Genomic DNA, 15551 nt, shown 5'->3' on the forward strand with positions numbered 1-15551 from the left:
AACCGTACAAATGGTATTTTCCACAATATTATTTTTAAAAATTTATCAAAACTTATCTTGTATTATTACTATATTAAGGTGAGCTTTTTTCAATAAAAATATCTAATCCATTTCATATAATTTTAACCGACATTTTGCACAAACCTCTTGCCTGGAAGTTGTTTAACAACACCTTTTACTTCTAAATACATTAACAGCGAAAGTACTTCTCCTGGAGAACTTCCTGAACGACTGATTATTTCGTCCAGGTGCATGGGCTCTGAACATAATAAATTAAAAATTTTTTTCTCTTTAGTAGATAAATTAATATTCACCCTGCTCTCCGGCACCTCTTCGTTTGGGAAGAGATTACCAATCCCTAACTCCTCCAGGATATCAGTAACACTTTCCACCAGCTTAGCACCTTGCTTGATTAAACCGTTGGGCCCCTTGCTCATGCGGCTGTAAATATTACCCGGCACTGCCGCTACGTCTCGCCCCTGTTCCAGGGCTATATTAGCAGTTATAAGGGCCCCACTGCGCTCACCGGCCTCTACCACCACCACACACTGTGACAGGCCGCTTATAATGCGATTGCGAACCGGGAAATGCCAGGGCTCGGGCGCGGAACCCGGAGGGAATTCACTTATTATTGCCCCCTTTGATATTATCTCCTGCATAACCTTGTCATTCTCCGGTGGATAGACCACGTCCACACCGCACCCCAGAACGGCAATGGTATACCCTCCTACTGCTTTCATTGCCCCCTTATGGGCCGCGGTATCAATGCCCCTGGCCATGCCGCTCACCACGGTAACACCGGCCCTGGCCAGATCACGGCCTAATTGTTCAGCCACTTTTAAGCCATAGGCAGTGGCCTTACGAGAACCGACCACGGCCACAGCAGAACCTGTTGGCTTAAGTTTTCCCCTGACAAACAAACCAGGGGGCGGCTCATAAATATCCCGTAACAATTGGGGATAATTAGTATCATAATAACATATGAAGTCAATATTATTATTTTTTAATTTTTCCAATTCTTGCTCCGGATCGATATACTCCCGCCTTCGGAGAAGATTCTGTACTGAATCATCTTTTAATCCGATAACTTGTACCAATTCCTTATCTTGGGCATACCATGCGAATTCCAGAGACCCGAAGTATTTTACCAGCGACCATATTTTGGATGAAGAACCAGGCAGCAAAAATTGCCAGCCAAGCCAGTATAATCTTTTATCCATATAAACCTCACCCTGAATGTAGTACACCCCCTAATGCATTACGCTAATTTTTCGGGATCTAACTGGAATTTCCTGCAAAAACTTTTTAATTTTAATCCAACTCCACCGGTAATAAGTAACTTTTAAGTTCCCTTAACCCACGGCACCTCCGTCCTCTCACGGTTTCCACCAACTTATCCAGACTCTGCCGATAAGATAGCATTTTCCTCCAAAGATCCCCATCTAAATCAAATACCCTTTGCTTAATTGTATGGATGGTGAAGGCTGCTGATGAAGCTAAACTTGGCACTTCATCCCATTTTACAGGCGTTGAAACAGGTGCCCCCGGAAGAGGACGCAAGCTATAAGGAAAAACCATAGTTCTACCCCTCCCATTTTGCAAGTAGTCCAGATATACCTTACCATAGCGCTTATTTACTCTTCTTTCAACGGTGGACTTTTGCGGAAATACTTTAACAACCAATTCCGCGATGTATTTTATGCACTCCGTTACCACTTCAAAGCTATATTCAGGTAAGATTGGAACAAATATATGCAGCCCGCTGGCGCCCGATGTTTTGACAAAAGAATTCAAATCAAAAAAATGCAATGATTTTCTAACCAGTAAAGCAACCTTGCTCACTTCCGAAAAACTCACTCCTTCAGCCGGGTCGAGATCCATTACCGCCACGTCGGGGCAATCCAGATTACTTAATGTGCTCAGCCAGGCATGTATCTCTATACACCCCTGGTTGGCAAGCCATATTAAAGTGGCAACATCATTGCAAATGATATAATTGATAATTTTCTGCGAGTGCTCAACGGGGAAGGTTTTCACCCATTCCGGTGCATAGGAGGGACAGTCCTTTTGATAAAAGGAATGACCCCCTATGCCGTCAGGATAACGCTTCATCACCAGGAGCCGGTTTTTAAGATAGGGCAGGATAAGCGGGGCCATTTCGGAATAGTACTTTATCAGGTGGGCTTTAGTTAACCCTTCTCCTGGCCAAAACTTCTTATCCAAATTAGTAAGATTTATTTCCTTACCCTCTACAATAACTATTGTAGCTTTCAATTACCCACCTCCGTTTGTGAAATTATCTCTTGCAAATGTAACGATAATTGTTACCGGCAAAATAATCAAAATTTAATTTATTAATAGCCGATGAGGCCAGAAAAGGCGAAGGAGCCCGTCCCGGGTTAACGTTTTCCAGGCAAATAGGGGCTCCGCAATTTTTTGCCATTACCCACTTAAGGCCTTCGGCCGCACATGCTTTTACAAATTGCTTTCCCTTTTCCAGAATGTATGCGGAGATTAAAGATGCTCAGCAACCTTGGTACTATTAACCAAAATTTCTTTCCTTTTCACCAGGAGGTCCTCAGGTAAAGAATATCAAAAGCTACATATATGGCAGGATCCCCGGCCGCGGCACCCCATATCTTCCTTAATATCGGTAAGCCTGCCACGAGACTGCAGACTGTGAAAGGACGGCTTCCCGTTTTAAAGTACAATTATTTCTCCGTCAAGCACCGCCGGTCTGCCCGGCACCGAGGAATTCAACCCGGCCAGTTCGGGAAAGGTCATAGTCCATATCCACCCCGTTCCGGGAAAATAGCTTGACTCTTCCGTTCAAATAACAGGGGCACCTGTATCCGTTCCACTTTATCTCAAACAGATACTCCTTGCGATCAAAGGGTGAAGAAGGTACGGCCAGCATGGGCTTAAGCACGGGTAAATCCAGGAAACTCAATAGTTTTCCCTCCCACAAAACTTCTAACCGTCCACCGCCTGCCTTCCCGAACCATGCTTTTTCCCACCATTACCCGCCTTAACGGACTTGTTTTCTTTTTCCTTGTTTGCCATTTCAATACTGGCTTTCAGGGCGGACATCAAATCAACCACTTTACCGGTTTCGGGTTTGGCGGGTACCTCCACCGCCTTACCGGCAATCCGGGCCTGAATTACCTCCATCAATGCTTCCCTGTACTCGTTGGTATATTTCTCCGGCTCAAAATCACTGGAAAGGCTTTCTATAAGGTTAACTGCCATTTTTACTTCATTGTCATGAAGCCTGACTTTATAATTAAGTTCCTGCAGTTGCTTACTTTCCCGAACTTCATCCGGATAATGCATCGTACTCATTACCACCACATCTTCTGCCACACGCAAGGCCGCCAGGGATTCCCTGCTCCTGATAACCACCCGGGCAATGGCAACTTTTCCAGTATCCGCCATGGCCCTTTTCAAGAGTTCATATACCTTTTCTCCCCCCTCCCCGGGGACCAGGTAGTAAGCCCGGTTATAATATACGGGGTCTATATTAGTAAGGTCCACAAAGTCCATAATATCAATACTTTTGGTAATCTCCGCCGCTAACTTTTCAAATTCCTCTTCCCTTATAACAACATACTTTCCCTTTTCATATTGATACCCCCTGACCAATTCCTTTACGGGTACTTCTTCATCACAATAGGGACAGTAACGGCGGTACTGAATGGGATTTTTACACCTGTCATGCAGGTAATTGAATCGAACATCCTTTTTCTCAGTGGCCGCATACATTTTCACAGGAACATAAACCAGCCCGAAACTAACAGCACCTTTCCATAAAGGCCGCAATGTCATCACCTCTTTTTCATTTTCTGAAACCATGATATAACCAGGTAAAATATATTTACTCCGAGCCCTATGGAAAGTTATAACAGGGCAGCCAGCGCCCACATGGGTAAAAAGACCGGTTCCAATCTTTGAACAAATCTGCCCCAATAAATAAGTCTTGTCATTTCAAAAGCGGATAGGGGAATTTCTTCCGCTACGGGTATGGGAAAAATTAAAAGGTAAATCAACACTATAACCACCATGATAATCCCCGAAATAATCAGGCTTGTTATACTTTCACAATTTCCATTGCAGCGTAGCGACCGACTCTTGATTATCTTCCTGCTTTTTTATTTCGCCGTCATCTTTGCCCAGCCGTATCGGGCTTGCGCATGACTCTGGTACGAACCCTGTTTTTCCCGGAACGCTCATTATCGCCCTTGCTTTTTTCATCATCCCCTCCGGTATTTGAAATTTCCTTTGTCCCGGTCTTTTCGTCACCAGGGGCCCCGGCTCTTTGGCCGAGGTTTGTCAGTTCAAAGGTCATACCTTCGAGGAGTTGAAAAGTTAATAAGGTTTTTACCCTTTGCCAGATGGAAATACAACTCACCTCCCGTCAAGCATAATTCAAAACAGGATTTAAGCGCTTATTATCATTAGTCAGATTGGGATAAATTATGTCCTATTTGGCGTAATATATTGCATTTAAAGCAAAAATCACCGGCGTAATATATCCACATAAGAGCGTTAAAAAGAAAGGAGTGATTCACATCCTAAGTCACGAATTATTAGTAATTTACAGTAACGATCCCAAAGCCATGGCCAAAAACATCTTAAAAAGAGCCCGAGTAGAAGCCGATTTATCAAGGGATATGCTTATTGGCATTAAACCAAACCTGATTTTAGCTAAGCCGTCGGAATCGGGAGCAACCACCAGCCCGGAACTGGTAAGCGGCATTTTGAATTTCTAAGGACAAATGGGTTTGACAATATTAAAATCATGGAGAGTTCCTGGGTAGGGGACAGGACTTCACGGGCCTTTAAGGTGTGTGGATATGATACAATATCTCAAAAGTATAACGTACCCTTGGTTGATTTAAAGAAAGACGAAACCGTAGAGCTTAATATAAAGGGAATGAGTATTAAAGTAGCCAAAAGTGTGCTGGCAGTGGATTACCTTATTAATATTCCTGTTTTAAAAGCTCACTGCCAAACTAAACTTACCTGTGCCCTTAAAAACCTGAAGGGATGCATCCCGGACGCAGAAAAGCGCAGGTTCCACACCTTGGGCCTGCATAAGCCCATTGCTTACCTGAACAGTATCATTAAAACCGACTTGGCTATAGTAGACGGGATTATTGGGGACCTTACTTTCGAAGAGGGAGGTAATCCCGTTCAGATGAACAGGATTATTCTGGGCAAGGACCCGGTACTGGTGGACTCCTATGCCTGTGAGCTTCTGGGCTATAATCGGGAAGAGGTTGAATACATCGGCCTAGCGGAAAAAATTGGGAGTAGGAATGGGGGACCTAAATAAAGCCAAAATAACGGAAATAAATAAAGACAGTTGTTCCCGGCAAAAACTTGAACCAACTGAAAAAATAAAAGAGCTGGCCCGGTGGATTATGACTAAGAACGCTTGCTCCGCCTGCTACGGCAGCCTGGTGTACGCATTGGGAAGAATGCGGGAAAAGGGAAAATTGAAAAAATTAAAGACAAAAATAGCTATCGGCCAGGGATATAAAAATAAACCTTTAGAGGGCTTAGGAGTAGGTACATGCACCCGAAAAGCCAGCTATTACGTTGCCGGGTTCCACCTAAAGCTGCGGATATCGTTCAAGAACTGGAAAAATTTTGAAGTGATTGACAGAAAATAATTAGACACAAAACAAGCACTAATTTATAATTAAACCAAAAAAGAAAGGAGAATATTCAATGCCCATAGTTCAAATTGACATGTTAGAAGGTAGAACGGTGGAGCAAAAAAGAAAAATGGCCCGGGAAATCACCGAGGTCATAGCAAAGAATTGCAACTGTCCTGAGGATGCAGTTATCATTGTAATCAGAGAATCGTCCCAGGAACATATTGCCAAAGGCGGAGTTTTAATGAGTGACAGTAAGTAATTATTTGTGACCCAAAATGCCCACTGACGTGGGCATTGAGGCTGTTGACAAAAACAAGTCAACAGCCTTTTATTTTATGGTAAAATTGAGTAAATAAGAATTAGGAGCGAACAAACATGTTAAAAAAACCAGAGTACCGCCAAGGACAACTGGAACTTGTTTGCCTAGAACAACTGGTACCTGAAGATCACTTGCTGAGGAAAATAAGTCGCTTCATAGACTTTAACTTCATAAGAGAAAAGGTCAAACACCTATATTGCCCGGATAACGGTCGTCCTTGTGTAGATCCCGTAATGCTTTTTAAAATGCTTTTTATTGGCTACCTCTTTGGCATAAGATCTGAACGGCAACTGGTTAAAGAAATAGAGGTTAACATAGCTTACCGTTGGTTTTTGGGCCTTTCCCTAACAGATAAAGTTCCTCATCATTCCACCATTAGCCAGAACCGGCGGCGTAGATTTAATGGCACAAATATTTGTCAGGAAATATTTGATGAAATAGTTATGCAAGCAATTAAGAAAGGACTAATAGATGGAAAAGAGTTATTTACGGACTCTACACATTTAAAGGCCAATGCCAACAAAAATAAATTCACACTCAAAAAAGTGAAACGTTCAACTCAAGCTTATTTGGAAGAACTGGAGCATTCAGTGGAGGATGATAGAAAAAAGCATGGAAAAAAGCCGTTGAAACCAAAAGAAGAACAACTTGAAAAAAACAAAGAAATACGGGTGAGCACCACGGACCCGGAAAGTGGCTACATGGTTAGGGACGGCAAACCCCAGGGTTTTTATTACCTTAACCACGTAACGGTTGATGGAAAGCTAAGCTTGATTACCGACGTATATGTTACCCCCGGAAATGTGCATGATTCTGCACCTTACATAGGCCGTTTGGACCGTCAGATAAAGCGCTTTGGCTTTGAAGTGGAAGCAGTAGCCCTGGATGCCGGGTATTTAACCATGCCTATATGCCATGAACTGCAAAAAAGAGATATTTTTGCTGTTATAGCCCATCGACGTTACCATCCTAAGAAAGGCTTATTTCACAAATGGCAATTCAAATATGATAAGGAAAATGACTGCTATATATGTCCTGCCAAACAGAAACTTACCTACCGTACCACCAACCGCCAGGGGTTCCGGGAATATGTTTCAGACCCCCGGATATGCAAAATCTGCAAATATTTATCTAAATGCACCCATTCCAAAAGCTATACTAAAGTAATTACTCGACACGTTTGGGAAGATAGCAAAGACTGGGTAAGACAGAACCGCCTCAGTGAGCGGGGGAAAGCCTTATACAAAAGAAGAAAAGAAACTGTTGAGCGGAGTTTTGCTGATGCCAAAGAACTCCACGGGTTACGCTATGCCCGTTATAGGGGTAGAGCAAAAGTTATGGAGCAGTGCTTATTGACAGCTGCCTGTCAGAATATGAAAAAGATGGCAAATTATCTCTGGAAGAGGGGTAACCCTCCTTTTTTACCACTGCTGGTTCGGATAATACAAAAGTTTTCGCAAAAGCAATTTAGCTTGAAATATGCAATGTAAAGTTAAACCCGGGGCAAAACCCGGGTTTGTCAGCAATCTCATGCCCACTGACGTGGGCATTTATTTTTAACCTCAAGCACTATAATTTGAACAACATTTCCTTATAACGTTTAGGTTTAATTTAAAATGTTTAACCACGGCGTGGTTTAAAAGTTTCGCAGGCAGTATCATCTGAACTACTAATCATAAAGTTATTGCGAATCATTGGTGTTCGGTTAAGCCCCGGATATTCCATTAACAACCAGAGATGGGGCTTTATCCCTGGAAAATGAGTGACGAAAATTGTTCTTTGAAAAAAAGGAATAGGTCCCTCCCTTTGTGGAATTCTTCTCCAAATAATCCTCCCGAGGAGGTTACACAACTGACTCTAATTCCCGGAAAAATTAATCCGTACGAAATAGAAAACGTTCTGACCAAGATGTTTTCTCCGGAGTGGCTAAGGGAAACAGCGGCCAAAGTCGGGTACGTCCAGCGCAACCGGAAGATCGACCCGGTCACCTTTTTCTGGGTATTGGTGCTTGGCTTTGGAGTTGGAGTGCAGCGCACCACTGCCTCCTTAAGGAGGGCCTACGAGACGGTCTCGGCGGAAACGCTCGTCCCATCCTCTTTTTATGACCGCTTCAACAAGAGGCTCACTGCCTTTCTGAAAGAGTGCCTGGCGCACGGCATAGCGGAACTGGCCAAACATGCCAGCCTTACGCTCTCAGACAAACTAAAGGGATTCAAGGACCTGATGGTGGCAGACGGCAGCATTGTCAGGTTGCACGATAATTTGGCTGCACAGTTTCCCGGGGCGAGGGGCAAGGCCGAACTCAAAATACATACCGTCATCGGGATCACCAGCAACAAAAAGAGCATAGCCATCTATCCCGGCAAGACCGCTGATATAAAAACCATGCGCATCGGACCCTGGGTGAAGGACAACATCCTCCTGTTTGAACTTGGTTACTTCAAATACGAGCTGTTCAGCAGGATCAGGGAAAATAAAGGATACTTCGTAAGCAGGCTCAAGCAATCGGCCAACCCGACCATCGTCTCGGTGCTGCACGCCTACCGGGGTAATCCGATCGACCTTGCCGGCAAAAAGCTCAAGGAGATCCTCCCCCATCTGCAGGGGGAGATAATCGACGTCGAGGTGGAGGTCTCCATCAAAGGCAAGAAGACCGAGAAAGATGGTGCGTTCGAGGTTTATCGTCCCAAGGGCAGCACGTCTAAAGTTAAAGAAACCTTCCGCCTGGTGGGAGTGCTCGACAAGGAAAGCAAGACGTACCATTTCTACCTCACCAACATCACGCCGGAACAGCTTTCAGCAGAGGATGTGGCGCTCCTTTACCGGGCGCGCTGGAGTATCGAACTGGTTTTCAAAGAACTGAAGCGCCTCTACCAGCTGGATGTGATCTCCAGCGGCGCGCCTGCCGTGGTAGAATCCCTGGTCCTGGTGGCCATGCTGACCCTGGTCGTAAGCCACCGGCTGCTTAACCACATGCGGTTGCTGGCTCCGGAGAAAAGCACTCGCTTTACACCTTTGCGCTGGGCCGAGTCTTTTTACTCTATTGCGCCGGTTATAATGACTCGTGTACTCAAGTTTATCGGAATTGACGAAGATCCTCTCCTGCTCATAATTTACTTCATGACTGAGGGCGTTAATCCCAGTGTCAACAGAGAACGCCTGTTGTCACCGTGGGTAAAGGCGGTAAATTCCCAGGTATTAGATGGAAATAAGTAACATATCTGGTAAACCGATCACGCATGATTGCGAATAGGTCTGACGTGAATACTGGAAGCCCGGCATTCTTCTCCTTTCTGATATATACACTCTTTAACGGAACATTTGATTTTTGACACATGTACTCCTCCTTAGAAATTATTGGTATTATTTTAGACAAAAAAGAGGTTTTTATTCCTTATATTAATTAATTTCAATAATTAATTATATAAAGAATACTGGTTTTAAATGACTTAATTTAATAATTTTACAGGCTTTATATTTATTAAAAAGGGTAATTATATTTAATAAGCTCAACATAAAAGGAGGTTATTTAAAAATATGACAGTTGGCAATAAGATGCACCAAACCCTGTCCAGCCTTAAGGCAGCTGCTGCCAACTTGCAATCATTCGCTTTAGACACTCAGGATCAACAAGCCAAGCAAATGTTCACTCAAATGAATCAACAACTGGAAAATATGACCCGACAACTGCAAGATCGTGTAAACTATATTGAACAACAGGAACCTCAATACAAGATGCAGCAGCAGCAACAGCAACAACAATAGTTTTTATATTTATAATATTATGAAACTTGAAAAGGCGCAGGATTAGAACTTCCTTCCTGCGCCTCTCATAACTCTATTTTACATATAAACAAAAAATAACTGGGTATTAACCCGGCCTAAAACTAGTTGTAGATAAATAATTTATTATTAAATAAATTGAGATTGCTGACAAACCCGGGTTTTACCCCGGGTTTAACTTTACATTGCATATTTCAAGCTAAATTGCTTTTGCGAAAACTTTTGTATTATCCGAACCAGCAGTGGTAAAAAAGGAGGGTTACCCCTCTTCCAGAGATAATTTGCCATCTTTTTCATATTCTGACAGGCAGCTGTCAATAAGCACTGCTCCATAACTTTTGCTCTACCCCTATAACGGGCATAGCGTAACCCGTGGAGTTCTTTGGCATCAGCAAAACTCCGCTCAACAGTTTCTTTTCTTCTTTTGTATAAGGCTTTCCCCCGCTCACTGAGGCGGTTCTGTCTTACCCAGTCTTTGCTATCTTCCCAAACGTGTCGAGTAATTACTTTAGTATAGCTTTTGGAATGGGTGCATTTAGATAAATATTTGCAGATTTTGCATATCCGGGGGTCTGAAACATATTCCCGGAACCCCTGGCGGTTGGTGGTACGGTAGGTAAGTTTCTGTTTGGCAGGACATATATAGCAGTCATTTTCCTTATCATATTTGAATTGCCATTTGTGAAATAAGCCTTTCTTAGGATGGTAACGTCGATGGGCTATAACAGCAAAAATATCTCTTTTTTGCAGTTCATGGCATATAGGCATGGTTAAATACCCGGCATCCAGGGCTACTGCTTCCACTTCAAAGCCAAAGCGCTTTATCTGACGGTCCAAACGGCCTATGTAAGGTGCAGAATCATGCACATTTCCGGGGGTAACATATACGTCGGTAATCAAGCTTAGCTTTCCATCAACCGTTACGTGGTTAAGGTAATAAAAACCCTGGGGTTTGCCGTCCCTAACCATGTAGCCACTTTCCGGGTCCGTGGTGCTCACCCGTATTTCTTTGTTTTTTTCAAGTTGTTCTTCTTTTGGTTTCAACGGCTTTTTTCCATGCTTTTTTCTATCATCCTCCACTGAATGCTCCAGTTCTTCCAAATAAGCTTGAGTTGAACGTTTCACTTTTTTGAGTGTGAATTTATTTTTGTTGGCATTGGCCTTTAAATGTGTAGAGTCCGTAAATAACTCTTTTCCATCTATTAGTCCTTTCTTAATTGCTTGCATAACTATTTCATCAAATATTTCCTGACAAATATTTGTGCCATTAAATCTACGCCGCCGGTTCTGGCTAATGGTGGAATGATGAGGAACTTTATCTGTTAGGGAAAGGCCCAAAAACCAACGGTAAGCTATGTTAACCTCTATTTCTTTAACCAGTTGCCGTTCAGATCTTATGCCAAAGAGGTAGCCAATAAAAAGCATTTTAAAAAGCATTACGGGATCTACACAAGGACGACCGTTATCCGGGCAATATAGGTGTTTGACCTTTTCTCTTATGAAGTTAAAGTCTATGAAGCGACTTATTTTCCTCAGCAAGTGATCTTCAGGTACCAGTTGTTCTAGGCAAACAAGTTCCAGTTGTCCTTGGCGGTACTCTGGTTTTTTTAACATGTTTGTTCGCTCCTAATTCTTATTTACTCAATTTTACCATAAAATAAAAGGCTGTTGACTTGTTTTTGTCAACAGCCTCAATTTATTATTAAATAAATTTTTTACTTACCCTCTCTCCGTTATACGTAAATAACACCCGTTTATTATCCAATATAGTTTCCAGGTGCACCGGTCTTCCCCAAAGATTATATACATGGGGAATGGTACGCTCCAAATAATAAACGTCTAATTCCATACCTTCGTATATGTGTCTTAAATATAATTCGCCTCTCTTACCGAAATCTCCGTTTTCCACAACAATATAGGGGTAACCACAATTATTCAAGCTGGATACCAAACCATCCCGTACTTTCTCCCAATCTTTTTCAACGATCTTCCACTCATAACCAACTTTTTTATATAAATACAGGTCTTCCTTCTCTACAAATTCCTTTGTCATGTAATTACGCAAAAAGGAAATGTCGTTATCCAGTTCCCGTACTTCAAATATCTTTTGCCTGCCTTCACCGCCTACACGCCCGTATTTTTCTCTTTCCTCCTGGGTCGGTTCATCCCAGCGCCTTTCAATGTCTTCAAATAATTTTAGTCCCACATAATACGGATTTATCCTTACCTTCGACGTTTGTATAACTCCGGCATGCAATTTGGCAAATTCAATTGATTCATCCTCATCTAAATCAAGTTCCCGCATGATACGTAAATGCCAATATGTAGCCCATCCTTCGTTTATAATCTTAGTTTGCATTTGCGGCCAAAAGTAGAACATTTCTTCCCTAATTATGGAAACAATATCCCGCTGCCAATCTTCCAAATCCCGGGCATGCTCCATTATAAACAACAATAAGTCCTTTTCAGGTTTTTTCGGAAATTTTTTCGGAGGCTCGCATTCTCCTTTATACTGATGGTCCCTGTGGTCCAACTCCCAGAGATCATTATAAGGAGTCTCTTGCCTACTGTGATGATGCTTATAACCGCATCCACCCTTGCAACTCCCCCCTGAACAACATTTCCCGCCGGCGGACGGTTCCTGCTTTACCAGGTCATTCTTTCCAATGTGCCCGTAGGGATCAATATGTTCCTGTATTGATATCACAGAATCCAAAAATGACTCAACCTTATCCCTACCGTATAAAAACTCATATTTCCTTATCCTCTGGGCTGCCACGGACATTGACTCTACCATTTTACGGGAGGTCCGCCGGAAATGAACGTTGTTTTTGAAAAAATCACAGTGGGCTAAAACGTGGGCCATAACCATTTTGTTTTCGATTAGTGAGTTACCCTCCAACAAAAATGCGTAGCAGGGGTCCGAGTTAATAACCATTTCATAAATGCGGTTCAAATTATAATCGTACTGAGTTTTCATTTTATGATAAGCCTTGCCAAAGGTCCAGTGAGAAAACCGCGTGGGCATGCCGTATGCACCGAAAGTATATAAAATATCTGCCGGACATATTTCAAAATACATATCGTAGAAATCAAGGTTAAATCCCTTGGCAATCTCAATAATTTTTTCCAGAGCTTCCTCTAATTCTTTTATTTCATTTTTTATCATAGTATCACTTCCCCATTCCCTTTTTATCACCAGTTAGCGGACCGGTGTTTCGGTCCGCTTTACGCTTGTAACTTCCCTAGATCCGGATTAAAAAATTTTTTCAGGGCCGGGTATACTCCGCTCTTATCACGGATGGAGACTGATATGAAATTTTTGTCTTCAATTTTTTTGAAAGCAGATTTTAACGTACTGGAATAGTAATACGGACCCTCTATTTCACCGTATCCCACCAGATTACATACCTTTAACAATTCTTTGACCAGGCGCACGCACTTTTCATTATCTGAAGAAAGGTTATCCCCGTCTGAGAAGTGAAATGCGTAAATATTATAATCTTCCGGGTTGAATCTTTCAGCTATGATCTTCAGGGCTAATTCATACACCGAGGAACACCGGGTACCCCCGCTGGCCCCCTTGGTGAAGAACTCTTCTTCCGTAGTCTCTTTGGCCGTTACATGGTGGGCCAAGAAAACAATGTCTACGTTTTGGTATTTAGTACGTAAGAACCGCACCATCCAAAAGAAAAAACTCCGGGCAATGTATTTTTCAAAGGGCCCCATAGACCCGGAGGTGTCTATCATAGCCAGTACCACAGCGTTACTTTCATGCTTATAGGTGGGCTCCCAAGTTTTAAACCGCAGGTCTTCCCGAGTTATTTTCCCTAACCCGCGCTTTCCTTCTTTCAGGGCCCTGCGCTTCATGGCTTCCAGTATGGTTCGCTTGCGGTCTATATTACTTTGGATACCGACCTTACGTACATCCCGAAACTCTACCCCTTCAGATAACAATTTAGGCTTTTTCTTTTGTTCCAGGTTAGGCAGCCCCAGATCTTCAAATATCATCTGGGCCAATTCATCTATAGTAATCTCCGCTTCGTAATAATCCACCCCCGGTTCTTCTCCGGCCCCCGGGCCCTGGCTCGAGCCCTTGGCGGCCTTCTTTTGAGCACTTCCAAGGACATCTCCTACTTTGCTGTTTCCTTTTCCCTGACCACCGTGCACCCTTTTTCCATCGTCAAACTTAAAATGAAACTCCTCCAGAGAACGGATAGGAACCTTTATAATTTTCTGTCCGTCCGACAAAACGATGCTTTCCTCACTACTTACAAATATCTGTGGTAATTTTGGATAATAATTCCATCGAGGGCACACTGGCTGATATGTTTATGGTGATATCCTTGTTGCGACCATAAACTGTTATTTCATTGATAAAGGCCCTTATAATCGCCCTCTTTTCCAAAGTTGTCAGTTTATCCAGATAACTCTTTAATACTTTTCCGGCAGAAGCTATGTTTTTAATCTCTTTGTGGGACACCTGCCTGTATTTTTCCGCCTGGAGCATTTTAATCTGTCGTCTTATGGTCTGCTCCCTGTCTGTCAGCTCTTTTAATATTTTCTTCGTTATGTCGTCCAGGGTGGTTGTTCCAGAGGCCAGCACATCCAGGATGTTTTTTCGGCCCTTTTCAACGGTTTTCAGTTCTTTAGCCAACTGGGAAATGCGCTCGTCTACCGGTTCTGTGTTGTCCTGGATGTTTTTGATGTATTCAAAAATCTTCTCCGGCTGGTTTATCCAGCTTACAACGTGCTCCCATACAATAGCCTCCAGCGGCTTTCCTTTAACGTACCGGTTTGGCTTACAACACCTTTGGCCTTTTTCCCGCCGGCACGAATACACAACGCTGTCAGGATGGTCAGGCTTCCGGTAATTTGTGCGCATACCGGTCATGGTATTTCCGCATTTCCCGCACCGCAACAACCCGGAGAGCAGGTAAACATATTTGGGATCGCCCGACCAGAGCCGCTTGCACCGGGCCAGCTTTTCCTGAACCTGGGCGAAAGTCTCCGGGTCGATTATTGCCGGGTAGGGGATTTCAATCCACTCTGATTCCGGCCGCAATGTCCGCTTGGCTTTTTCCCTGGTATACTTATTGTTTTTTATTCCGCTATCATTTCTTTTATTGAAGACGTGTTTTCCCATATACGTTGGGTTGGATAATATATAGCGAACTGTCTGTTTATACCATTTCTTTTGGCCCCCGGGCGCCGGGATGCCTAGATCCTCCAGCCGGTAGGCAAGAGCCGTCAGGCTTATATCCTCGCTGACGAACCACCGGAATATGTCTTTAACTATACCCGCCTCACGTTCTTCTATAAAAGCTTGTCCCTTTTCATTATACCGGTACCCAAACACATTAATCCGGTTAGGTTCCAGCCCGCTCCTGGCCTTTTGTATCTTTCCGCGCTTCATCCGCTCCCGGATTTTTTCTCGTTCATACTGGCTTACCGCACCACGAATGGCAAAAAACAGTTGCCCTTCAGGCGTCTTTTGCCAGTCCCAGCCGGTAAATATCAATTCCGTCCCGTGTTTTTCACACTCATCGGCTATAATTAACTGGTGGGCAAGGTTCCGGGCCAGCCGGTCGGGGTCACGGCATATAAGCACATCGATTTCCCCTCGACAAATAGCTTCCCGCAGTTCAGTCAGGCCCGGCCGTTCCAACAAACTACCGGAAATGCCCTCATCGGTATAAACAACTATGTTATCGGCTCCCAGTTCTCGGGCCTTTTCCTGGCATGCCAGCTCTTGCTCAGCCAGGGAATAACCTTTCACTTGTTCC

At 43.4% G+C, this 15551-nt stretch carries 17 protein-coding genes and 1 pseudogene; 7 read left to right on the plus strand and 11 right to left on the minus strand.

The window, feature by feature from the left end:
* Window positions 1-122: 122 nt before the first annotated feature.
* The 6 genes from dprA to ACX4JR_RS11365 all read right to left on the minus strand — a co-directional run bounded on the left by dprA (window position 123) and on the right by ACX4JR_RS11365 (window position 4408).
* Window positions 123-1220, minus strand: a complete 1098-nt coding sequence (gene dprA, locus ACX4JR_RS11340; protein WP_476058162.1) for a DNA-processing protein DprA — start codon at window positions 1218-1220, stop codon at window positions 123-125.
* A gap of 91 nt (window positions 1221-1311) precedes the next feature.
* Window positions 1312-2274 (minus strand): non-homologous end-joining DNA ligase, encoded by a 963-nt coding sequence (gene ligD / locus ACX4JR_RS11345; protein WP_476058163.1) that lies wholly within the window; start codon window positions 2272-2274, stop codon window positions 1312-1314.
* A gap of 448 nt (window positions 2275-2722) precedes the next feature.
* Window positions 2723-2950, minus strand: a complete 228-nt coding sequence (locus ACX4JR_RS11350) for a hypothetical protein (protein ID WP_476058164.1) — start codon at window positions 2948-2950, stop codon at window positions 2723-2725.
* A 23-nt stretch (window positions 2951-2973) separates the two neighbouring features.
* Window positions 2974-3819 (minus strand): non-homologous end joining protein Ku, encoded by an 846-nt coding sequence (gene ku, locus ACX4JR_RS11355; protein ID WP_476060546.1) that lies wholly within the window; start codon window positions 3817-3819, stop codon window positions 2974-2976.
* Between the two features lie 77 nt (window positions 3820-3896).
* Window positions 3897-4061, minus strand: a complete 165-nt coding sequence (locus tag ACX4JR_RS11360; protein WP_476058165.1) for a hypothetical protein — start codon at window positions 4059-4061, stop codon at window positions 3897-3899.
* 98 nt (window positions 4062-4159) lie between these two features.
* Window positions 4160-4408, minus strand: coding sequence for a hypothetical protein (locus ACX4JR_RS11365; RefSeq protein ID WP_476058166.1), 249 nt, complete (start codon window positions 4406-4408; stop codon window positions 4160-4162).
* Window positions 4409-4559: 151 nt separating this feature from the next.
* Here ACX4JR_RS11365 and ACX4JR_RS11370 point away from each other — a divergent pair, with 151 nt between their 5' ends.
* From ACX4JR_RS11370 to ACX4JR_RS11395, 6 genes are all read left to right on the plus strand, one after another.
* The gene (locus ACX4JR_RS11370; protein WP_476058167.1) at window positions 4560-4769 is read left to right on the plus strand and encodes a hypothetical protein; all 210 of its coding nucleotides are present in this window, start codon (window positions 4560-4562) and stop codon (window positions 4767-4769) included.
* A gap of 29 nt (window positions 4770-4798) precedes the next feature.
* Window positions 4799-5335 carry a DUF362 domain-containing protein gene (locus ACX4JR_RS11375; protein ID WP_476058168.1) on the plus strand — a complete coding sequence of 179 codons (537 nt, stop codon included), beginning with the start codon at window positions 4799-4801 and terminating at the stop codon, window positions 5333-5335.
* Window positions 5319-5675 (plus strand): hypothetical protein, encoded by a 357-nt coding sequence (locus ACX4JR_RS11380; protein WP_476058169.1) that lies wholly within the window; start codon window positions 5319-5321, stop codon window positions 5673-5675. Before ACX4JR_RS11375 ends, ACX4JR_RS11380 begins: the two co-directional genes overlap by 17 nt.
* 58 nt (window positions 5676-5733) lie before the next feature.
* Complete coding sequence (locus ACX4JR_RS11385; RefSeq protein WP_476058170.1) at window positions 5734-5922, plus strand: 2-hydroxymuconate tautomerase; 189 nt, start codon at window positions 5734-5736, stop codon at window positions 5920-5922.
* A gap of 116 nt (window positions 5923-6038) precedes the next feature.
* Window positions 6039-7472 carry an IS1182 family transposase gene (locus tag ACX4JR_RS11390; RefSeq protein ID WP_476058086.1) on the plus strand — a complete coding sequence of 478 codons (1434 nt, stop codon included), beginning with the start codon at window positions 6039-6041 and terminating at the stop codon, window positions 7470-7472.
* A 289-nt stretch (window positions 7473-7761) separates the two neighbouring features.
* A complete protein-coding gene (locus tag ACX4JR_RS11395; protein WP_476058171.1) occupies window positions 7762-9198 on the plus strand; it encodes an IS4 family transposase in 1437 nt (478 codons plus the stop codon).
* Between the two features lie 17 nt (window positions 9199-9215).
* Here ACX4JR_RS11395 and ACX4JR_RS11400 read toward each other — a convergent pair whose 3' ends face one another.
* Window positions 9216-9317: a DUF1540 domain-containing protein gene (locus tag ACX4JR_RS11400; RefSeq protein ID WP_476058172.1), complete on the minus strand. Its 102-nt coding sequence runs from the start codon at window positions 9315-9317 to the stop codon at window positions 9216-9218.
* Between the two features lie 202 nt (window positions 9318-9519).
* Here ACX4JR_RS11400 and ACX4JR_RS11405 point away from each other — a divergent pair, with 202 nt between their 5' ends.
* Window positions 9520-9747: a DUF1657 domain-containing protein gene (locus tag ACX4JR_RS11405; RefSeq protein ID WP_476058173.1), complete on the plus strand. Its 228-nt coding sequence runs from the start codon at window positions 9520-9522 to the stop codon at window positions 9745-9747.
* Between the two features lie 198 nt (window positions 9748-9945).
* Here ACX4JR_RS11405 and ACX4JR_RS11410 read toward each other — a convergent pair whose 3' ends face one another.
* The 4 genes and pseudogenes from ACX4JR_RS11410 to ACX4JR_RS11425 all read right to left on the minus strand — a co-directional run bounded on the left by ACX4JR_RS11410 (window position 9946) and on the right by ACX4JR_RS11425 (window position 15544).
* Entirely contained in the window at window positions 9946-11379 is a 1434-nt protein-coding gene (locus tag ACX4JR_RS11410; RefSeq protein ID WP_476058086.1) for an IS1182 family transposase, read from the minus strand.
* 88 nt (window positions 11380-11467) lie between these two features.
* Window positions 11468-12934, minus strand: coding sequence for a SpoVR family protein (locus tag ACX4JR_RS11415; protein ID WP_476058174.1), 1467 nt, complete (start codon window positions 12932-12934; stop codon window positions 11468-11470).
* Between the two features lie 59 nt (window positions 12935-12993).
* Window positions 12994-14040, minus strand: a pseudogene (yhbH, locus tag ACX4JR_RS11420) (sporulation protein YhbH); the annotation flags it as partial.
* Window positions 14033-15544 carry a recombinase family protein gene (locus ACX4JR_RS11425; RefSeq protein ID WP_476060547.1) on the minus strand — a complete coding sequence of 504 codons (1512 nt, stop codon included), beginning with the start codon at window positions 15542-15544 and terminating at the stop codon, window positions 14033-14035. The pseudogene yhbH and the gene ACX4JR_RS11425, both read right to left, overlap by 8 nt.
* Window positions 15545-15551 lie beyond the last annotated feature (7 nt).

The sequence above is a fragment of the Desulfofundulus sp. JL263-se genome (assembly GCF_056316025.1).